This window comes from Streptomyces sp. NPDC031225 (assembly GCF_055570355.1).
In genome coordinates this window covers 90,644-111,038 of sequence record NZ_JBVIHJ010000026.1, presented here as the reverse complement: position 1 = coordinate 111,038, position 20,395 = coordinate 90,644, and the positions used below count along the sequence as shown (strand labels likewise).

The 20,395-nt window shown below is 70.8% G+C and carries 16 protein-coding genes and 1 tRNA gene; 2 read left to right on the top strand and 15 right to left on the bottom strand.

Going from position 1 to position 20,395, the window contains the following annotated elements; translation table 11 throughout:
* Nucleotides 1–126: 126 nt before the first annotated feature.
* Nucleotides 127–198, top strand: a tRNA-Cys gene (locus ACZ48Z_RS35385).
* A 69-nt stretch (nucleotides 199–267) separates the two neighbouring features.
* On the opposite strand, the gene ACZ48Z_RS35380 is transcribed toward ACZ48Z_RS35385, so the two are convergent.
* The 12 genes from ACZ48Z_RS35380 to ACZ48Z_RS35325 form a co-directional block, all read right to left on the bottom strand.
* On the bottom strand, nucleotides 268–675 hold the full coding sequence (locus ACZ48Z_RS35380) for a RidA family protein (protein WP_468740005.1): 408 nt from the start codon (nucleotides 673–675) through the stop codon (nucleotides 268–270).
* 316 nt (nucleotides 676–991) lie between these two features.
* Nucleotides 992–2,149, bottom strand: coding sequence for an SUKH-4 family immunity protein (locus ACZ48Z_RS35375; protein ID WP_468740004.1), 1,158 nt, complete (start codon nucleotides 2,147–2,149; stop codon nucleotides 992–994).
* 160 nt (nucleotides 2,150–2,309) lie between these two features.
* Nucleotides 2,310–2,858, bottom strand: a complete 549-nt coding sequence (locus tag ACZ48Z_RS35370) for an AAA family ATPase (RefSeq protein WP_468740003.1) — start codon at nucleotides 2,856–2,858, stop codon at nucleotides 2,310–2,312.
* Nucleotides 2,859–2,916: 58 nt separating this feature from the next.
* The gene (locus ACZ48Z_RS35365; RefSeq protein WP_468740002.1) at nucleotides 2,917–5,226 is read right to left on the bottom strand and encodes a xanthine dehydrogenase family protein molybdopterin-binding subunit; all 2,310 of its coding nucleotides are present in this window, start codon (nucleotides 5,224–5,226) and stop codon (nucleotides 2,917–2,919) included.
* On the bottom strand, nucleotides 5,223–6,932 hold the full coding sequence (locus ACZ48Z_RS35360; RefSeq protein ID WP_468740001.1) for a (2Fe-2S)-binding protein: 1,710 nt from the start codon (nucleotides 6,930–6,932) through the stop codon (nucleotides 5,223–5,225). The genes ACZ48Z_RS35365 and ACZ48Z_RS35360 overlap by 4 nt, the downstream gene beginning before the upstream one ends.
* Nucleotides 6,929–7,822 carry an FAD binding domain-containing protein gene (locus ACZ48Z_RS35355; RefSeq protein ID WP_468740000.1) on the bottom strand — a complete coding sequence of 298 codons (894 nt, stop codon included), beginning with the start codon at nucleotides 7,820–7,822 and terminating at the stop codon, nucleotides 6,929–6,931. Before ACZ48Z_RS35355 ends, ACZ48Z_RS35360 begins: the two co-directional genes overlap by 4 nt.
* A gap of 228 nt (nucleotides 7,823–8,050) precedes the next feature.
* Nucleotides 8,051–9,679: a beta-N-acetylhexosaminidase gene (locus ACZ48Z_RS35350; protein WP_468739999.1), complete on the bottom strand. Its 1,629-nt coding sequence runs from the start codon at nucleotides 9,677–9,679 to the stop codon at nucleotides 8,051–8,053.
* Between the two features lies 1 nt (nucleotide 9,680).
* Nucleotides 9,681–10,532, bottom strand: a complete 852-nt coding sequence (locus tag ACZ48Z_RS35345) for a carbohydrate ABC transporter permease (RefSeq protein WP_468739998.1) — start codon at nucleotides 10,530–10,532, stop codon at nucleotides 9,681–9,683.
* Nucleotides 10,529–11,428: a carbohydrate ABC transporter permease gene (locus ACZ48Z_RS35340; protein WP_468739997.1), complete on the bottom strand. Its 900-nt coding sequence runs from the start codon at nucleotides 11,426–11,428 to the stop codon at nucleotides 10,529–10,531. Before ACZ48Z_RS35340 ends, ACZ48Z_RS35345 begins: the two co-directional genes overlap by 4 nt.
* Nucleotides 11,425–12,720, bottom strand: a complete 1,296-nt coding sequence (locus ACZ48Z_RS35335) for an extracellular solute-binding protein (protein WP_468739996.1) — start codon at nucleotides 12,718–12,720, stop codon at nucleotides 11,425–11,427. The genes ACZ48Z_RS35340 and ACZ48Z_RS35335 overlap by 4 nt, the downstream gene beginning before the upstream one ends.
* Nucleotides 12,721–12,932: 212 nt before the next feature.
* Nucleotides 12,933–13,217: a DUF3039 domain-containing protein gene (locus ACZ48Z_RS35330; RefSeq protein ID WP_328747854.1), complete on the bottom strand. Its 285-nt coding sequence runs from the start codon at nucleotides 13,215–13,217 to the stop codon at nucleotides 12,933–12,935.
* 29 nt (nucleotides 13,218–13,246) lie between these two features.
* On the bottom strand, nucleotides 13,247–13,819 hold the full coding sequence (locus ACZ48Z_RS35325) for a YqgE/AlgH family protein (protein WP_468739995.1): 573 nt from the start codon (nucleotides 13,817–13,819) through the stop codon (nucleotides 13,247–13,249).
* A 253-nt stretch (nucleotides 13,820–14,072) separates the two neighbouring features.
* On the opposite strand from ACZ48Z_RS35325, the gene murA reads away from it, so the two are divergent.
* Nucleotides 14,073–15,419 (top strand): UDP-N-acetylglucosamine 1-carboxyvinyltransferase, encoded by a 1,347-nt coding sequence (gene murA, locus ACZ48Z_RS35320; RefSeq protein ID WP_468739994.1) that lies wholly within the window; start codon nucleotides 14,073–14,075, stop codon nucleotides 15,417–15,419.
* 270 nt (nucleotides 15,420–15,689) lie between these two features.
* Here murA and ACZ48Z_RS35315 read toward each other — a convergent pair whose 3' ends face one another.
* From ACZ48Z_RS35315 to ACZ48Z_RS35305, 3 genes are all read right to left on the bottom strand, one after another.
* Entirely contained in the window at nucleotides 15,690–15,971 is a 282-nt protein-coding gene (locus ACZ48Z_RS35315) for an HU family DNA-binding protein (protein ID WP_007382399.1), read from the bottom strand.
* A 297-nt stretch (nucleotides 15,972–16,268) separates the two neighbouring features.
* On the bottom strand, nucleotides 16,269–17,684 hold the full coding sequence (locus tag ACZ48Z_RS35310; protein WP_468739993.1) for an NAD-dependent malic enzyme: 1,416 nt from the start codon (nucleotides 17,682–17,684) through the stop codon (nucleotides 16,269–16,271).
* A gap of 300 nt (nucleotides 17,685–17,984) precedes the next feature.
* Nucleotides 17,985–20,384 (bottom strand): HelD family protein, encoded by a 2,400-nt coding sequence (locus tag ACZ48Z_RS35305; RefSeq protein WP_468739992.1) that lies wholly within the window; start codon nucleotides 20,382–20,384, stop codon nucleotides 17,985–17,987.
* Between the last annotated feature and the right edge of the window lie 11 nt (nucleotides 20,385–20,395).

The window sequence follows — 20,395 nt, the reverse complement described above, 5'->3', positions numbered from 1 at the left end:
GCCCCGTTCATGAACGCCGTATGGCAGTCCCGTTGCAGCCCCCGCGGCCCCCTTGAACCCACCCTCCTCCCCGCCCTACGTTCATTCCACCGACCTCGGCAGGAGCACCCCACTCCACACCGACCCGGCCGTGTGCCCGAGTGGTTCAGGGACTCGCCTGCAAAGCGAGTTACGCGGGTTCGATTCCCGCCACGGCCTCTGGCGAGTGACCAGGCAGAACGGAAGGGCGGCACTTCTTCGGGAGTGCCGCCCTTCCGTTCGTCCGTCTCAGTCGAGGATCGCGGTGGCCTCGATCTCGACCAGGTGGTCGGGGACGTCGAGTGCCGCGACACCCAGCAGTGTGGCCGGTGGGACCGGGGTGATCCCCAGCGTCGCGGCCGCCCGGGAGATCCCCTCCAGGAGCGGGGGCATCTTGTCGGGAGTCCAGTCGACGACGTAGAAGGTCAGTTTCGCCACGTCGTCGAAGGAGCCGCCGGCCTCGGCCAGGGCGGTGCCGATGTTGAGGTAGCACTGCTCGACCTGCGCGGCGAGGTCGCCTTCGCCGACCGTGACGCCCTCGGCGTCCCAGGCGACCTGCCCGGCGATGAAGACCAGCTTCGATCCCGTCGCGATCGACACCTGCCGGTAGACATCGATCTTGGGCAATCCGCTGGGGTTCACCAGAGTGATGGCCATGCCGTCCGCCTCCTTGGCCGGGCATCGTGGGCCCGTGCTCGTCAGTCGAGGACCTTGCGGTCTCCTGTGGTTACTCAGGAACCGTAAGAGAGTGTGCGCTGACATGGAAGAACGCACTTTTCGGTGACCGGGGAACCGGATGGTGACCAAGGAGGTAGAGGGCCCATCCCCGGAGGAAGAGATACAGGACCCGGGTCTGGCGCTCGACGATGACGGGCGCCCTGCTACCGACGGCGATGATCACCCAGCCGACCGGCAGCACGGAGGGCCGGCCGCTGCGGCACCACCCCTCGGTGGCCCCGTGGCGTGACGGCGGTCAGAGCACTCCGCCTGCCTCGTCCTGGAACAGCTCCGTCCAGTAGTGCCAGTCGGCGTCCGTCGTCGTGCCCGTGGGGTCGATGGTGGAGAGGGCCCGGATCATCGTCTTGGCGACCTGGACGTACAGGGAGTTCGTCAGCTCGTGGGCGAGCGACTCGTCTATCTGTCGCTCTCGGTGCAGGAGCCAGAGGGTGAAGGCGAGGGTGGAGATGTCGGTGTTGAGGGGGTGGAGGGTCGCTTCCCGCTCGCTCCAGTTCAGGACCGCGCCCGTCTCGCCGTCGACCACCAGGGTGTTGTCCTCGATCAGGTGGCCCAGGACGATCAGGTGGTCGGCCCGGGGCGGGAGGGCGACCAGCCGGTCGGTCTGGTGCTCGGCGAGGGTCGGGAGCGGGGCGTCCGGGTCGGTGTGGAAGAGGACGCCGTCCTCCGGCAGACCCGTCTCCGCCAGGAAACGGCGGGTCGGGGCATGGGTGAGCGTGGACGGGAAGTCGATGTCCTCGAAGCGGGCGACCCGGTTCCGGCCGAACTCCTGGTCCAGCAGGCGCGGCGGCAGGTCCAGGGCCAGGCCGGAGTCCGTGCCGGGGCCCGCCACCAGGGCCAGCGGTCGGATCAGGGCCGCGATCTTCCAGAACGTCGGTATCGCGCCGCCCATGCCCTCCTCGAACACCGTCAGCAGCTGACGGGTCGCCTCCTCCACCGCGGTGGGACCGAAGCGGCCGGCGTACGCGGCGAACTGGCCGCGCACCTCCGTCAGTTCGTCCGTCGCCGTCGCGAAGCGGACCAGCGTGGGGAGCGACGGGGCCAGAGGGGTGCGGTCCATCAGGTCGGGGCGGGCGTGGAAGAAGGCCGTCGTCGAGACCTCGCCCGTGGCTCCGTCGAGCAGGACCGACTCCGTTTCCATGCCGTGCAGGTCCGTCAGTCCGCCTATCACCAGTTGGTCGCGCAGCCCGTCGCTGAGCCGTCCGGCCGGGTCGGCCGTCGCGTCGGCCACCGTGCGCAGGCCGTCGCGGCGCAGTTCCTCGAAGGTGAACAGGTCGCTGTCGCCGGGCAGTCCGGGGCCGCTGAGCCAGCGGCGTGTGGACACGTGAGTGATGTACGGGCGCAGTTCGTCCTCGGTCAGTCTGATCGCCGCTACGGCGGCATCGGTCGTGCTCATGGCTCCCCCGTGTGTTTCCTTGCACAGTCCCCTGGGCACGTCTCTCACGGTCCCCTGGCAGGGCACGGCACGGCGAACCAGTTCGGTCGGCGCTTGTCCCCCACTGCTCGAAACACTACGCGCCGCCACTGACAACGCCCCCCCCCGTATCAGGGAGACGTCAGAGCACCCTCGCGCGTTCCCGCCCCGCGAGGATCGCCTCCACCGACTGCGCCGGGGTGAGCTCGGAGGTGTCCAGCCACAGGCCGATCCGTGGCGTCGACGCCCGTAGTGCCTCGTCCAGCGCGGGGATCGTCCAAACCGCGTCGTCGTAGCCCGACTTGGTCCGGCCCGCCTCCCGGGCGGCCACCGTCTCTGCGTCCGGGGCCAGGACCACGACGTACAGGGGGCGCGTCCGGACCAGCGCCACGTACGCCGTCAAGTGCTCGCCCAGGACGACGTCCTGGACGATCGCCGTGAAGCCGGCTTCCGCGTACGCGTCCGCTGTCGCTGCCGACAGCCGGTATCGCAGGCACAGTTGGGCTTCGGCCTCACCCGTCTCGGCCTCACCGGACGCCCCGGGTACGTACTCCTCGCGCCCCGACACGATCATCCGCCGGAACAGGTCGCCGCGGACATGCGCCGCCCGCGGAAGCCGCTCCGCGAGTGCCTGCGCGACCGTCGACTTGCCGGCCGCCATCACTCCGGTGACCAGGACGACGCCGTTCACGCGAAGTGGACGCCGCCCACCGGAACCACCCTCACGCGGAGCTCCTGACCGGCAGACCTCACCGGTCCGTCACCACCGCGGCCTGCGGACGGATCGGCAGCCGGTTCACGGGACGGCCGGTGGCCGCGCGCACGGCGGAGGCGACGGCAGCAGGGGACGTGACCACCGGCACCGCGCTGGCCGCCTTCGCACCGAACGGCGCGATCACGTCCCGCTCCTCGACGAGCTTGACGATCCGGATGTCCGGCGCGTCCAGGGCCGTCGGCAGCGCGTACCCCGTGAGGTCCGGGTGGCGGATCAGCCCGCGCGCGGTGCGCAGGTTCTCCGTCAGCGCTATCCCGACGCCCTGGGTGACGCCCGCTTCGATACGGGCCTCCAGCTGGGCGGGGTTGAGGATCCGGCCGACGTCCTGGGCGAGTGCCATCTCGACGACGCGGACCGAGCCCAGTTCGACGTCGACGTCGACGACCGCGCGGATCGCACAGAACGCGATCCCCACGAAGGCGTCGCCCTGGCCCGCCTCGTTCAGGGGCTCGGTCGGATGCGGGCGGCACTGGGCGGTCGCCCACAGTTCCTTGCCGTCCATGGCCTCGGTGACGGTCGTCGACAGGACGCCGTCGTACGAGGTGATCTTGCCGTCGGTGATCTGGAGCAGCTCGGTGGACATGCCGAACTTGTGCGCCAGGGGCTGGAGGAGCTGGGTGCGGACCATCTTGGCGGCGCGTTCGACCGCGCCGCCCGAGACCCAGGTGTGGCGGCCTCGCGCACCCGGGCCGGCCGGGGGCTGGTCGGTGTCGACGGGAGCGACGTGCACCTCGTCGATGCCGAGCGTCTCCTGGACGATCTGGCGGGCCAGCGTGGTGAAGCCCTGGCCGGTCTCGACGGCCGCGCACAGCACCGTCGCGACACCGTCCTGGACCCGTACGGTCGCCGTGGAGACCTCGTCCGCGCCTTCCGTGCCGAGCATGTGGACCATGCCGAGGCCGTAGCCGACGCCCCGGCGGACCGCGCCCGGTTCGCCCGCGCCCTCGGGACCGCCGGGCAGCAGCCACTCGTCCTCGGGGGTGTCCTTGGGGAGCTCGGGGAGCGGGAAGTCCCGTACGGCCTGGAGCAGTTCGGCGACCGGGGCCGGGCAGGTCACGGTCTGGCCGGTCGGGAGGACGTCGCCGGTGGCGAGGACGTTGCGCAGGCGCAGTTCCGCCGGGTCGACGCCCAGCCTCTTGGCCAGCTTGTCCATCTGCGCCTCGTAGGCGGCGCACACCTGCATCGCGCCCTCGCCGCGGACATGGCCGGAGGGCGGGTTGTTGGTGCGGACGGCCCAGCCCTCGATGAAGGCGTTCGGGACGACGTACGGCCCGCAGGCGAAGCCCACCGCGGCGGCCAGGGCCTCCGAGGAGGTGTCCGCGTAGGCGCCCCCGTCGAGCAGGATCTGCGCCTCGACCTTCACCAGCTTGCCGTCCGCGTCGGCGTGGTGGCGGTATCTCAGCAGGGTGGGATGGCGGTGCACATGGCCGAGGAAGGACTCCTCGCGCGTGGCCGTGAGCTTCACCGGGCAACCCGTCTTCAGCGCGAGCAGGCCGAGCGGGAGCTGGAAGCCCTGGTCCTCGCGGTCGGCGGTGGCGCCGGGGACGCCGGTGACGACGACCTTGACGCGCTCGGGCTCCAGGCCGTAGCAGGCGGCGGCGGTGTCGCGGTCGGAGTGCGGGTCGGTGGAGGCGAGGTAGAGCTCGACGCCGCCGTCGGGACGGGGCACGGCGAGGCCGGCCTCGGCACCGATGGGGGCGGGGTCCTGGCGGCCGATGCGGTACTGGCCCTCGACGATGATCTCGCCGACGACGTCCGGGTCGCCGTGGTGCAGCGGGATGTGGCGGACCAGGTTGCCGTCGGGGTGCAGGGGCTCGGCCTCGAAGGCCTGCTCCGGGTCGGTGACTGGCTCCAGTACCTCGTACTCGACGATGACGGCGGCCGCCGCCATGCGCGCGGTGTCGGGGTGGTCGGCGGCGACGGCCGCGATGGGCTCGCCGTGATGGCGTACGACCTCGGAGGCGAAGACCGGGCGGTCGGCCTTGCCACGGCCGTGCACCGGGCTGCCGGGGACGTCCTCGTGGGTGATGACCGAGCGGACTCCGGGCATCTCACGCGCGTGGGACGTGTCGATGGACACGATGCGCGCGTGCGCGTGCGGGGAGCGCAGGACGGCGGCCCACAGCAGGCCCTCGGCCCACAGGTCCGCCGCGTACGGGAAGGTGCCCTCGGTTTTCGCGCGCGCGTCGGCGGCCGGCAGGGAGACGCCGAGGCCGTGCGGAATCGGCTCCGGGGCGGGTGCTGCCTCCGCGGCGGTGGTCGCGGTGGCGGCTTCGTTGCTCACGCCTGGCCTCCGTCCTGTCCCTGTCCGTACGCCTGCTCATGCGGTCCGGCGGCGCCCGGGAACCCCGGCGAGTCGAACGCCGACGCGTGGACGCTTCCGGCCCCGGGGCCCGCCTGGTGCGGAATACGTGCCTCGTCGCCATCCGTCTCAGCGTCGCCCGTCGCGTGGGCCTCGCGCTCGGCGACGACCTCCTTGACGGCGTCGACGACGCCTCGGTAGCCGGAGCAGCGGCAGAGGTTGCCGCACAGTGCGGTGCGGGTCTCCATCTCGGTGGGCGCCGGGTTGCCCTCCAGCAGGTCGTGCACGGTCATCGCCATGCCCGGCACGCAGAAGCCGCACTGCACTGCGCCGCACCTGGCGAGCGCGCGCTGCACGTCCGAGGGGCGGCCGTCCGCGGCGAGGCCCTCGACGGTGCGGACCTCGCTGCCGGCGGCGGTCACGGCGGGCACCAGGCAGGAGGCGACGAGCCGTCCGTCGACCTGGACGTTGCACGCCCCGCACTCGCCCTGGGAGCAGCCGTCCTTGGCACCGGCGAGTCCGAGCCGCTCGCGCAGTACGTAGAGCAGCGACTCGCCGATCCAGGCGTCGGTGACGGGGCGGTCGACGCCGTTGACGCGCAGGACGAAGGAGGCGAGGGGGTGTTCCTCGCCGGTGGGTGCGGGGGCCGGATCGTCCGCGTCCTCGCGGGAGGCGGAGGCGGAAACCGCGTCGGAGTCGGAGTCGGCCGCGTGCTCCTCGGCGGCTTCCGGCCCCGGTTCGTCGTCACCGACGGACGGGGCGTGCTCCACGCCGGACTCGGCAAGGCCGTCAGCGGCTTCTACGGCCCCTTGGGCGTCGTCGGAGGCCTCGGGGGCGGCCGGAGCCTCACCGGCGCCTGGAGTGGGCCGTGAGGCGGCTGCGGAGGGGCTGTCCGCGTAGGGCTCGGCGGGGTCGTGGGGCGCCGGGCCCGGCTCGGTCGGCGCGGGCTGCTCCGACGTATCGGCGGGCGCGCGGTCCTCGGTGTGCGCGGCGGGCGGCACATGCAGGTCGGTGTGCGTGTCGGCCTGCGCGTCGGCGGCCGGCACCGCGTAGGCGTCACCGGCGGAAGGGGAGTGCCCGGTGTGCCCCTCGCCGAAGGCGCCACCGTGCCCGGGGGCCGCTCCGGCGCCACCCTGGGCCGGGTCGCCCCACGGCTGCGCCGGCTGTGTCGCCCAGGGCGCGGACGCACCGCCCGGCAGGGTCGCGGGAGGGGTGCCGCCCCACTGCTCGACCAGGGCCGACGTGGTGAACTCGCCCGATTCGTCCGGGAGGTCGCCGCCGACGACGGGGATCGACCACTGGCCGGTGACGTCGTGGCCGGGCGCGGGCGCGGTGTCCTCGACGTTCCACTGCTGGGTGGACGCGGGGTTGTACGTGAACTGTCCGGTCTGGCCCTGCGGCACCGCGTTCGGGTCGGGCCAGCCGGCCCCCTCGGCGGGAGTGCCCCACGCGCCCGTGCCCGCCGGGTCGGTTCCGGTGCCGTCGCCCGGCGCGGCCGTTATCTGCGGCGGGACATAGCCCTGCCCGCGCGCGGCGAGCGGACTGTCGGCGGAGGCCAGGAGGGCGTCGATGCCTCCTTCGGGGAGTTTCACGAAGGCGGTCGCGCCGTCGTCGTAGTCGCCCTGGGGCAGCGGGTCCCAGCGGCCCGCGGCCCGGGGTGCGCCCTCTCCGTGCTGGTCGTCGGTCACGACAGTGCCCTCCCCAGTGCTCGTCGGGCCAGTGCGGCGACGGTGCGCCGCAGGTGCAGTACGGCGGGCGGATGCTGCGGTACGGAGCCGTCCCCGGCCGGTGCCGGGTCGGGGATGCAGGCCGCGGCGACGTACTCGCCGAAGGCCTCCAGGGCCTCCGGGACGATCGCGCGGCCGTTGTCCCAGTCGATGAGCCGGGCGACCCACTGCTCGGCATCCAGGGGCCGCAGCGGCATCGGCGCTATGGCACCGACGGCGCACCTGACCCCCCGCCGGGCCGGGTCGAGGACCAGCGCGACCGAGGCCATCGCGCGGCCCGGGCCGGTCCGACCGGTCACCTTGAGGAAGACCTGCGGGGCGTGCAGCAGCGGCACGCGGACGAAGCCGATGAGTTCTCCGGCGCGCAGCATCTCCATGCCGGCCAGCAGGTGGGAGACGGGCATCTCCCGGCGGGCCCCGTCCGGGCCCGCGATGATCAGGGTCGCTTCCAGGGCGGCCAGTACGGGCAGCGCGTCGCCCGTGGGGGCCGCCGAGGCGATGTTGCCGCCCAGGGTGCCCGCGTTGCGGATCTGCGGCGGGCCCGCGGCGCGGGCGGCTGCCGCGAGCGCCGGGATGAGGGCGGCGAAGTCGGGACGGCCCATACGCGCGTGTGTGAGGCCCGCGCCGAGCAGGGCGTGTCCGTCCTGGTACTGCCAGCCGCGGATCTCGCTGATCCTGCCGAGGCCGACCAGCGCGGCGGGCCTGAGCTGCCCGGAGTTGACGGCGGCCATCAGGTCGGTGCCGCCCGCGACGGGCACGGCGGCGGGCATGGCCGTGAGGGCCGCCACCGCCTCGTCCAGCGTTGTGGGCAGCGTGACGGCCTGCTTCGCCTGCGGTGCTTGCGTGGTCAAACCGGCTGCCCCTTCCCGCTGCCCCACCTGGCCCTGCCTGTTGCTGCCGTACGGTACGTGCTGACAGGGCGGACGTGGCAACTCTGGCACATCTTCGCAACACCCGAAGACAGGGGTCCGCTAGGAGGCATTCGGTGGCATTCGCCCACCCCGTCCGGGAGATGGTCCGTTTTCGTACGGCATCACCGACATATGCCGATCGCCACCCTTAAGTGGCTCCTGGGGCCTTTATCTGTTCGGAGGCGTCCCGTCGATGGGCCGCCCGAGCACTCCGGGCCGCCGCTGCCACGGCAACGGCCCTGTGGGCGGCCGGTAGCCGACGCCCAGGGCGTCAAGTCGCGCGTAGTGGGCGGTCATTCGCCGCTCGAAGTCCGCGAGGTCCCGTTCCGCCGGGGCGGGCAGGGCGCTCCAGGCCACCTCGGCGAAGGCCGCGAGCCGTGGGAACGCCTGGTAGTCCACGCGCGCGTGATCCTCCATCACCTCGGTCCACAGGTTGGCCTGCGTGCCCAGGACGTGCGCGGCCTCCTCCGAAGTCAGCTGCGGCGGAACGGGTTCGAAGCGATACACGTCCTCCAGGGTGCGGACATAGCCGATCGGCACCGGCTCGTCCGCGCCGGCGTCCTGGCGGTGGTCCAGGTACACGTACTGCTCGGGGCACATCACGACGTCATGGCCGGAGCGTGCGGCGGCGATCCCGCCCTCGTATCCGCGCCACGAGGAGACGGCGGCGCCTTCGGCAAGCCCGCCCTCCAGGATCTCGTCCCAGCCGATGAGCCTGCGCCCGCGCGCGGAGAGCCACTTGTCGAAGTGTCCGATGAACCAGGACTGCAACTCGTCCTCGTCCGCGAGGCCGAGTTCCTCGATACGGGCCTGGACGAAGGGCGACTCCCGCCACTGCTCCTTGGCGCATTCGTCGCCGCCGATGTGAATGAACTCGGAAGGGAACAGCTCCAGCAGTTCCTCGAACACGCCCTCGTAGAACCGAAGGGTGTTGTCAGTGGGGGCGAGTACGTTCAGAGAGATGCCCCAGTTGTCCCAGACCGACAGGGAGGACGTGTCGATGACATCGGTGTTGCCGAGTTCCGGGTACGCGGTGATGGCGGCCTGCGAGTGTCCGGGTACGTCGATTTCGGGGACGACGGTGATATGCCGCTCGGCCGCGTAGGCGACGATCTCCCGGATGTCGTCCTGGGTGTAGAAGCCCCCGTGCGGCTTCTCCTCCCACAGCGGTGAGGCCCGGTGGCCGAATTTGGTACGGGCCCGCCATGAGCCGACCTCGGTGAGCCGGGGGTACCTCTTGATCTCGATCCGCCAGCCCTGGTCGTCCGTCAGGTGGAAGTGGAAGACGTTGAGTTTGTGCGCGGCCATCAGATCCAGGTAGCGCAGCACTCCGTCCTTGGGCATGAAGTGCCGGGAGACGTCGAGCATCAGGCCGCGCCAACGGAATCGGGGTGCGTCGCGGATGGTGACCGGGGGTACTTCCCAGGCCCGCTCGGAGGTGATGGGTGCGCGACGGAAGGCGGCGGGGCCGAGCAGCTGACGGAAGGTCTGGGCGCCGTAGAACAAGCCCTCCCGGCTCGCCCCGTCGATGACCACCCCGTGCTCGTCCACGGTGAGGCGGTACGCCTCGGGGCCGAGCTCGTCGGCGAGGGGCGGCGCGATCCGCAGCCGGATGCGGCTCCCGCCGGAGGCGTACGGCTCCAGCGGCAGGCCCGTCGCCGCGCCGACCGTCGTGCGCAGCCAGCGGGCCACTTCGCCGGCACCACGGCCGGCCTCGATCTCGGTCTCCTCGCCGAGGACGAACACCCGCCCACCGGGGCTGTCGACGCTCGACGGCGCCGGAATCAGTGAAGTCACGTCAGTCCTTAACCGCTCCGCCCAGCCCCGAGACCAGGCGTCGCTGTACGAGTACGAAGAACACCAGCACCGGAATCGTCATCACCGTCGAGGCGGCCATGACGCCGCCCCAGTCCGGCTCGTCCGGTTTGAAGAAGACCAGCAGGGCCATCGGCAGCGTGGACTGCGAGGTGTCGCTGATGATGAACGACTTGGCGAAGAGGAAATCGTTCCAGGCCGAGATGAAGGAGAACACGCTCGTGGCCACCAGGCCGGGCAGGACGAGGGGAAACAGAATCTGCCACAGGAATCGCGCGCGGCTCGCCCCGTCGATGTACGCGGCCTCCTCCAGAGCCTCCGGTACGGCCTTCACGAACCCTCTCAGCATCCAGATCGCGAAGGGCAGCGAGAAGGCGATGTGGGGCAGGATCAGCGAGCCCAGCGTGTTCAGCAGACCGAAGTCCCGCATCTGGAAGAACAAGGGGATGGTGAGGGCCTCCACAGGCACCATCTGGGCCACGAGAAACATGATCAGCAGGGTGGTCCGGAAGCGGAAGCGGAATCGTGTCACGGCGGTCGCCGCGAGAAACGCGATCAGCGCCGAGACGATCACGACACTGCCCGCCACGACAAGGCTGTTGACGAAATACCGACCGAAATCCTGCTGCCCGAACACCCGCCGGAAGGAATCGAGCGAGGGCGAGAGCGTCCAGGGCCGGGGCTCGGTGGACTCGATCTCTCCTGCCGGTTTGAAGGCGCTGAGCACCATCCAGTAGAGGGGGAAGGCGACGACGACCGCGATCAGCAACGCGGACCCTTCGGCGGCCAGCCGCCACGGACGCCGTAGGGACAACCGCGCGCGTGGAAGGCTCACAGTTCCTCCCCCTGGCGGGTCAGCAGCCGCAGGTACACCAGTGTCACGGCGAGCAGGATCAGCAGCATCACGACGCCGATCGCCGCGCCGAGGCTGTACTGCGAGGAGGCGAAGGCCTGTTGGTAGGCGTAGACGTTCAGGACGAGGTTCTGTCCGGCGATGCCGCCGCCGTTCGTCATGACGTAGATCTGGGTGAAGACCTTGAAGTCCCAGATGACCGACTGGATGGTGACGACGGCCAGGATCGGCCTCAGCATCGGCGCGAGCACCGACCGCCAGATCCGCCACTGCGAGGCCCCGTCCAGCGCGGCCGCCTCCAGCACCTCGCCCGGCACGGCTCGGATCCCGGCGTACACCGTGACCATCACGAACGGGAAGGAGCACCAGACGACTTCGAGGAGTACGAGGAGGAAGGCGCTGACCCGCCCGTACGTCCACGAGTGGTCGCCGAGCCCGAGGACGCGGTTCACCGGTCCGAAGTCGGGGTCGAAGAGGAGCAGCCAGACCGTCGACCCCGTCACCGCCGGTGTCGCCCACGCCCCGAGCGCGGCCAGCATCAACGCCAGCCGCGGCACGGCCCGTACCCGTGTGAGGAGCACGGCCAGCGCGCACCCGACGGCGAGCGTCGACATGACGCAGGCCGCCGCGAACAGGACGGTGGCCAGCAGCACCTGCCAGAACTGCGGGTCGGAGAGGAGCGCGGAGTAGTTCCCGAACCCCTCGAAGGCGGTCGGTTCCCCGCCGCTGACCTGGGCCTGGGTGTACCGGAAGAAGGAGATCAGACCGAGCTGGTAGACGGGGTAGACGAGCAGTCCGCCCAGGACGACGAGAGCGGGGGCGAGATAGAGCCAGGGTGCCCGGGTGGTGCGGTTGATCACTGACGTCACCGAGGTCATCCGACGGTGCCGAACGCGGCGTTCATCTTCTTCGCCGCTTCACGGGAGGCCGCCGCCACGTCCTTCTTGCCGCTGATGACCTCCTGGAACATCGTCGGCAGCACCAGCGAGGAGTCGATCTGCGACCAGGCGGGCGAGGCGGGCACGAACTTCGTCCCGGCGGCGAGGGTCTGCGCGAAGGGCTTCACGTACGGCTGCTCGGAGGCGGCCCGCTGCCGGACGTCCGCGAACGTCGGCAGGAACCCCATCGCGCCGAACATCGACGCCTGCGTCTTCTTCGAGGTGAGCTGTTCCATCAGGTCGACGGCGAGCGTCCGGTGGGCCGTGCTCTTCAGCACGCCGATGTTGTTGCCGCCCGCGAAGGCGGGAGCGATCGACCCCGCGGTGATCCCGGGCAGCGGCACGACCGCGTACTCACCCCTGACCTTCCCGGCCTCCACGGCCGTGTGGCTGAAGTCGCCCCCGATCGCCATCCCGGCCTTGCCCGCCGCGAACGCGGTGATGGTGTCGTTGCCGCCCATCCCGGCGCACTTCGCGGCGGGACAGTTGGTGTCGGTGAAGAGCGAGGTGTACTCCTTGATGCCCTTCTGCGCGGCCGCGCTGTCGATCTCGGAGGCGTACGACCCGCCCTTGCCGTCGGCGAGTTCGCCGCCGGCCGCCCAGATGAAGGGCATCGCGCCGTACGTGTAGGCGCCGCCGACGACGAGGCCGTACAACTCGGGCCTCGCGGCGCGGATCGTGCGGGCCGTGGTGGCCAACTCGGCCATCGTCCTCGGGACTTCGAGGCCTAGTTCCTTGAAGACGTCGGTGCGGTAGTACAGGGCGCGGACGCCGACGTAGAAGGGCGAGCCGTAGATCTTGCCGTCCACGGTGACCGACTGTCTGGCGGTGGGGTCGGTGTCCTTGGCCTCGTTCCAGTGGGCGAACTCCTTGGTGACGTCGAGGAGTCCGCCGTCCTTCACGTAGCCGGCGGTGTCGGTGTTGCCGTACTCCATGACGTCGGGTGCGGAGGAGGGGTCGTTGAAGGCGGCCTTGACGCGCTGGGCGCGGGTCTCGACCGGGATGTACTCGACGTCGACCTTGGTGCCGTCGTGGGCCTTCTCGAAGGCGGACACGACGGAGTCGACGACCTTCTCCTTCGGCTTGTTGCCGACCTCCTGGAAGAGCCAGACGCGCAGGGTGCCGGTCTTCTCGTCCTTGTCGGAGGAGGAGTTGGAGGAGGTCTGGGGCGCGCAGGCGGTGACGACCAGGGCGGCCAGGAGCAGGGCGGGAAGGTGGGGGGAGAGCTTCATGGAGCGTTCCTCCGGGCATGCGTTGCAACATATGCAATGACGGTTTCGCTCAACGCAACGGAGGTTATGGGTTACATGAACACGCCCACAAGAGGTCTCTACCACTTCGTGACCCTCGGCCCGCTCCGGCGCACACGAAGGCCCCCCGGAGCGCGCCGAAACGCGCCCCGGGGGGCCTTCGAAATCCTCAGAGCGTCACAGGACGGACCGGACTACTTGTCGCCGCCCTTGCCGCCCTCGTCGTCCCCGGAGCCCATGGACTCGTAGATCTCCTTGCACATGGGGCACACGGGGTACTTCTTGGGATCGCGGCCGGGCACCCACACCTTGCCGCACAGCGCCACGACGGGAGTCCCGTCGAGGGCGCTCGCCATGATCTTGTCCTTCTGGACGTAGTGGGCGAAGCGCTCGTGGTCGCCGTCACCGTGGGACACCTGCGGCGTCGGCTCTACGAGGGTCCCCGTACCAGTCCCGCGCTCGGGCTCGAGAGTGCTCATGAACCCAAGAGTACTGAAGGTCACATGCATCAGTTGAGCGAAGGGTCGTCCGGGTAGGTGGCCACCATCGCGAGCTCGTTGCGCTGGCGGCGCAGCACCTCGCGCCAGAGTCTCTCCGGGGACGGCGAGGAGACGTCGCCGGGTTCCGACTCGACGACATACCAGGCCCCGTCCACCAGCTCGTCCTGCAGCTGGCCGGGGCCCCAGCCGGAGTAACCGGCGAAGATGCGCAGGCTGCCGAGGGCCGAGGCGAGCAGCTCGGGCGGGGCCTCCAGGTCGACCAGCCCGATCGCGCCGTGCACTCTGCGCCAGCCCAGCGGAGTCCCGTCGACGGCCCCGCCGCCGGGTATGACGGCGACCCCCAGGGCCGAGTCCAGGGAGACCGGGCCGCCCTGGAAGACGACACCGGGTTCGCCTGCGAGGTCCGCCCAGCCCTCCAGGATGTCGCCGACGTCCACCGGGGTGGGGCGGTTGAGGACCACGCCGAGCGAGCCCTTCTCGTCGTGGTCGAGAAGAAGCACCACCGCGCGGTCGAAGTTCGGGTCCGCCAGGGCGGGCGTTGCCACGAGCAACCGCCCTGTGAGCGAGGACACCTCGGTCATGCCAGACATGATCCCGCATCTTCCCGCGAAGTGTGGAGGCAATGCGTTCACCGCCGAGGTTGCAGCTCAGAGCGCAACCGTGCGCCCCGGGCGTGCGACACGCGCCCGTGACCCCATGTGCCCGACAGGGAACGGCCCGTGTTGTGACAGAGCTATGACGTGGCTGGGTGGCACTTGGGCTTACAGAAGGGGGGTAGGCGGCGATTACCCTTTCCCTTCTGGTCCCTGCCCGACTCATCGGAACGCGAGATACATGACCGTCATCGGCTCAGACGACGTACTGCTTGTCCACGGCGGAACCCCGCTGGAGGGTGAGATCCGTGTCCGCGGTGCGAAGAACCTCGTACCGAAGGCCATGGTCGCCGCCCTGCTGGGCAGCGGACCGAGTCGACTGCGCAACGTTCCGGACATCCGAGACGTGCGAGTCGTACGAGGGCTGCTGCAACTGCACGGGGTGACGGTCCGTCCGGGTGAGGAACCGGGCGAGCTGGTGATGGACCCGACCCATGTCGAGAGCGCCAACGTCGCCGACATCGATGCCCACGCGGGGTCGAGCCGCATCCCGATCCTCCTGTGCGGTCCGCTGCTGCACCGCCTCGGGCACGCGTTCATCCCCGGCCTCGGCGGCTGCGACATCGGCGGCCGGCCCATCGACTTCCACTTCGAGGTGCTGCGGCAGTTCGGCGCGACGATCGAGAAGCGCGCGGACGGTCAGTTCCTGGAGGCGCCCCGGCGGCTGCGCGGCACGAAGATCCGGCTGCCGTACCCGTCGGTGGGCGCGACCGAGCAGGTACTGCTCACCGCCGTCCTCGCCGAGGGCGTCACCGAGCTCTCGAACGCGGCCGTGGAGCCGGAGATCGAGGACCTGATCTGCGTCCTGCAGAAAATGGGCGCCATCATCGCGATGGACACCGACCGGACCATCCGCGTCACCGGTGTGGACCAGCTCGGCGGTTACAACCACGCGGCCCTGCCGGACCGCCTGGAGGCGGCCTCCTGGGCGTCCGCGGCGCTGGCAACCGAGGGGAACATCTACGTCCGCGGCGCCCAGCAGCGCTCGATGATGACGTTCCTGAACACCTACCGGAAGGTGGGTGGCGCCTTCGAGATCGACGACCAGGGCATCCGCTTCTGGCACCCCGGCAGCCAGTTGAAGTCCATCGCGCTCGAAACCGACGTGCACCCGGGCTTCCAGACGGACTGGCAGCAGCCGCTGGTGGTCGCCCTGACGCAGGCCACGGGCCTGTCGATCGTCCACGAGACGGTGTACGAGTCCCGCCTCGGATTCACCTCCGCGCTGAACCAGATGGGTGCTCACATCCAGCTGTACCGCGAGTGCCTGGGCAGCTCGGACTGCCGCTTCGGCCAGCGCAACTTCCTCCATTCGGCGGTCGTCTCGGGCCCGACCCGCCTCCAGGGCGCCGACCTGGTCATCCCCGACCTGCGCGGCGGCTTCTCGTACCTCATCGCGGCCCTCGCCGCCCAGGGCACCTCCCGCGTCCACGGCATCGACCTCATCAACCGCGGCTACGAGAACTTCATGGAGAAGCTCGTGGAACTCGGCGCGAAGGTGGAACTGCCGGGCAAGGCACTCGGATAGCCGTAGGCGACCCTGCGCAAATGGGGCGGCCCCCACGCCGGGTGGCCGCCCCATCCGCATGACCGCACCCCGTGGCTCCGGCCCCGAACACTCGGGTGACGGCGCGGTCGTACACACGTCGATGGGGCGGTCACCCGAGTCCGGGTGACCGCCCCATCGGCGTTGTGCTGAGCGCCCCGAAGGGGCGCGGGGCCGCATGAGCGCGGCCGGCCACGGGCGTCCGACAGCCGAAGGACGGCCCGCAGTCACCCGGCGCTCGTAGCGGAGCGCTTACTTGCCCTTGGCGGCTTCCTTGAGCTTGGAGCCCGCCGAAACCTTGACGCTGTAGCCGGCCGGGATCTGGATCGGGTCACCGGTCTGCGGGTTGCGCGCGGTACGGGCGGCACGGTGGGTGCGCTCGAAGGTCAGGAAGCCGGGGATGGTGACCTTCTCGTCACCCTTGGCGACGATCTCGCCGACGGTCTCGGCGAACGCGGCCAGAACGGCGTCGGCGTCCTTGCGGGTCACCTCGGCGCGGTCGGCCAGCGCGGCCACCAGCTCACTGCGGTTCATGTTGTTACTCCCGTGTTCTTCTTGCCGTTGGGGTGTGCCTCGCGGCGGCGGGGCCGCACACGTGGCACAGCGAAGCCGATGCGCTCGCGCCCAGTGACGCATCCTGCCCCTACCTGCTGCGGGAAAGCCAATCCGGCACCCGCAGGACTCGTGAGAACACCCTAGGGGGTCACACGAACTGGGGCCTGGGCGTGGCGCCACCATAGAGGGTGGCGTGAAGCGCCCCGTTTCGCGACGCGCCGGGCCGGAGGGCCACCGTGGCGATCCTCACAGCCGACGCCCACTGTAGACGCGGCCCTATGCCGTCGCCCCCGCGGCCTTCGCCGCGTCCCGCACCGCGCCCGCGACCGCGCCCGCGACCTTGTCGTTGAACACGCTCGGGATGATGTAGTTCGGGTTCAGCTCGTCCTCGGTCACGACGTCCGCGAGCGCCTTCGCTGCCGCGAGCATCATCTCCGTGTTGACGGTGCGGGACTGAGCGTCCAGCAGACCGCGGAAGACACCCGGGAAGACCAGCACGTTGTTGATCTGGTTGGGGAAGTCGGAGCGGCCGGTGGCCACGACGGCCGCCGTCTCACGGGCGATCGTCGGGTCGACCTCGGGGTCGGGATTCGCGAGCGCGAACACAATCGCACCCTCGGCCATGGCGGCCACGTCGGCGCCGTCGAGGACGTTCGGGGCCGAGACGCCGATGAAGACGTCGGCGCCGCGCACGGCCTCCTTCAACGTTCCGGTGAGGTTCTCGGGGTTGGTGTTGTCGGCGATCCAGCGCAGCGCCGAGCCCGGAGCGGCGTCGACGAGGTCCTCGCGGCCTGCGTGCACGACGCCGTGGATGTCGGCGACGACGGCGTTCTTGACGCCAGCGGCGATGAGCAGCTTGAGGATGGCGGTACCGGCCGCGCCGGCGCCGGACATGACGACCCGGATGTTCTCGATCGCCTTGCCGGTGACGCGCAGTGCGTTCGTCAGGGCGGCGAGGCAGACGATCGCGGTGCCGTGCTGGTCGTCGTGGAAGACGGGGATGTCGAGGGCCTCGCGCAGCCGGGCCTCGATCTCGAAGCAGCGCGGAGCGGAGATGTCCTCGAGGTTGATGCCGGCGAACCCGGGGGCGATCGCCTTGACGATCTCGACGATCGCGTCGGTGTCCTGGGTGTCCAGGCAGATCGGCCAGGCGTCGATGCCGGCGAACCGCTTGAAGAGGGCCGCCTTGCCCTCCATGACCGGGAGGGCGGCCATCGGGCCGATGTTGCCCAGGCCCAGCACGGCCGAGCCGTCCGTCACGACCGCAACGGAGTTGCGCTTGATGGTGAGGCGGCGGGCGTCCTCGGGGTTCTCGGCGATGGCCATGCAGACGCGGGCGACACCCGGCGTGTAGATCATCGAGAGGTCGTCACGGTTGCGGATGGGGTGCTTCGACGCCATCTCGATCTTGCCGCCGAGGTGCATGAGGAACGTACGGTCGGACACCTTGCCGAGCGTGACGCCCTCGATGCCGCGCAGCTGCTGGACGATCTCGTCGGCGTGCGCGGTGGAGGACGCGGCGATGGTGACGTCGATGCGGAGCTTCTCGTGGCCGGACGCGGTCACGTCGAGGCCGGTCACCGAGCCTCCGTGGGACTCTACGGCCGTGGTGATCTGGGAGACCGCGGTGCCGCTCGCGGGCACCTCCAGCCGGACCGTAATCGAGTAGGAGACGCTGGGCGCCGTTGCCATGGCCGACTTCCTCTGCTTTCACCTGTGACGCTGATGCCGTCCGATGGTCGCACCTACTGACGAGTAGGGGTTAGCCGCACCGGATTGCGGACTTTGTGTTCACGGGGGCGCTCATGCGAAGAGGCTCACGTCCCGTCGGACGTGAGCCTCTCACCAGGTCAGTGACACCGACCCGCCATGCTCGCCTCGCGGCAAGTGGTCGCTCGTGGCGACGAAGGTTGGGCCCGGGGGCTTGGATCGGGCCGGTGTCACACCCAGGCTAACAAACGGATCCCGAAAGACCATTCCCGTGCCGAGAGTTCAATCTCTCAGCAGATCCGGCACCCCTTCCGCGTTTGGCTGGTCGCGGTCCGCGGACACCACCGTCAGCTGCTGAGTGGCCCGGGTGAGCGCGACGTACAGCACGCGCAGCCCGGCCGGTGACTCGTCGGCGATCTCGGCCGGGGAGACGACGATCGACGCGTCGTACTCCAGGCCCTTGGCCTCCAGGCTGCCGAGCGCGACCACGCGGTCGCCGAGCCCGGTGAGCCAGCGGGCCGCCTCCTCGCGCCGGTTCATGGCGACGACGACGCCGACGGTGCCGTCGACGAGGTCGAGGAGCCGGGCCGCCTCCTCGCGGACGGTCTCGCCCAGCGTCTTGCGTACGACCGTGAAGCGCGGCTGGACGCCGGTGGACCGTACGGCCGAGGGGGAGATCGCGCCGGGCATGGCCAGCACGAGGACCTTGGCCGCGAGGTCGGCGATCTCGGAGGGGTTGCGGTAGTTGACGGTGAGCTGGAATCGGCGGCGAGGGCGGGTGCCGAGGGCCTCGTCGCGGGCCTCGGCGGCCTCGTCGGGGTCGGACCAGGAGGACTGGGCCGGGTCTCCCACGACCGTCCAGGTGGCGTGCCGGCCGCGGCGGCCGACCATGCGCCACTGCATCGGCGTGAGGTCCTGTGCCTCGTCGACGATGACGTGGGCGTACTCGACCCGTTCCTGGGCGAGCCGCTCGGCCCGCTCGCGCTGCGTCTCCTCGCGGACCGGCATCAGCTCCTCCAGGCCCGTGAGCTGGTCGAGCGGATCCAGGTCCCGCCTCCTGCGCGGGCGGGCCGGGACGCCGAGGATCGCCTGGAGCTCGTCGAGCATGGCGATGTCGTGCACGGAGAGGCCGTCGCGTCTCAGGGAGCGGGCGACCCTGCGGATCTCGCCGGGGTTGAGGATCCGGCGGGCCCAGCGACCCAGGCGCCGCTCGTCGGCCATGGCGTCGAGGACGGACTTCGGGGTGAGCTCCGGCCACCAGGCGTCGAGGAACGCGATGAAGCTGTCCTCCGAGGTGATGTCCTCGTCGAACGACGACCGCAGTTCGGCGGCCAGCTCCGGGTCGGTGTGCCGGCTACCCGACCCGGACCGCGCCCACAGGGCGTCCAGGAGCAGCTTGCGGGCCCGGGGCCGCAACAGGTTGACGGGCGCGGTGCCGCTGAGGGCGGACTGGCGGATACGTTCCAGCTCGTCCGCCTCCAGTTCGAGCCGGCGCCCGAAGGCGACGACGCGGAGGCGGGAGGGAGTTCCCGCGGGGGCGGCCTCGGGCGTGTCCTCCTCGCCGAAGGCGAGCTGGCCGGGCGCGCCGGGCTCGCCGAAGGCCCGCTGCCCCGGACCGCTCCCCCTGCCGTGGGTGCCTGCCTCCAGTGCCCCCCGCGCGGCCTTCCGCAGGACCTTCAGCATCCGGTACGACCCCTTGGCGCGGGCCACGGCCGGGGAGTCGTACACGGTGGCCTCGACGCCGTCGACCAGGGAGCCGATCGCCCGGATGGCGACCTGGCCCTCCTCGCCGAGGGACGGCAGGACGCCCTCGGTGTACGCGACGAGCAGGGGTGTGGGCGAGACGATGAGGATGCCGCCCGCGTAGCGACGGCGGTCCTGGTAGAGCAGGTACGCGGCCCGGTGCAGGGCCACGGCGGTCTTGCCCGTGCCGGGGCCGCCCTCGACGTACGTCACCGAGGCCGCGGGGGCCCGGATGACCATGTCCTGCTCGGCCTGGATGGAGGCGACGATGTCCCGCATGGTGTGGCTGCGGGCCTGTCCGAGCGCGGCCATCAGGGCACCGTCGCCGATGACGGGCAGCTCCTGGCCGTCGAGGAGGGCCTTGAGCTCGGGGCGCATGAGGTCGTCCTCGACACCGAGCACCCTGCGGCCCTTGGACCGGATGACGCGGCGCCGTACGACACGCCCGGGATCCACCGGAGTGGACCTGTAGAAGGGCGCTGCGGCGGGGGCCCGCCAGTCGATGACCAGCGGGGCGTACTCGGAGTCCAGGACGCCGATCCGGCCGATGTGCAGGGTCTCCGCGATGTCCGCGGTGTTGTCCTCCCGGACCGCGCCTTCGGCGGGTTCCACGGCGGTGTAGGCGCCGTCCGGGCCCTTCTTGCCGTCCCTGCCGAGGAGCAGGTCGATCCGGCCGAAGAGGAAGTCCTCGAACTCGTTGTTGAGGCGGTTGAGGTGGACGCCGGCCCGGAAGACCTGGGCGTCCCGCTCCGCGAGCGCGCCGGGTGTGCCCACCTGGCCGCGCTTGGCCGCGTCGTTCATCAGGAACTCCGCCTCGTGGATCTTCTCCTCGAGGCGCCGGTACACCCGGTCCAGATGTTCCTGTTCCACGCTGATCTCGCGGTCCCGAACTGAGTCGGAAACCGAGTCGACCGCGGTCGGTTGAGCCTGAGCGGCCACCGGGCCCCCTT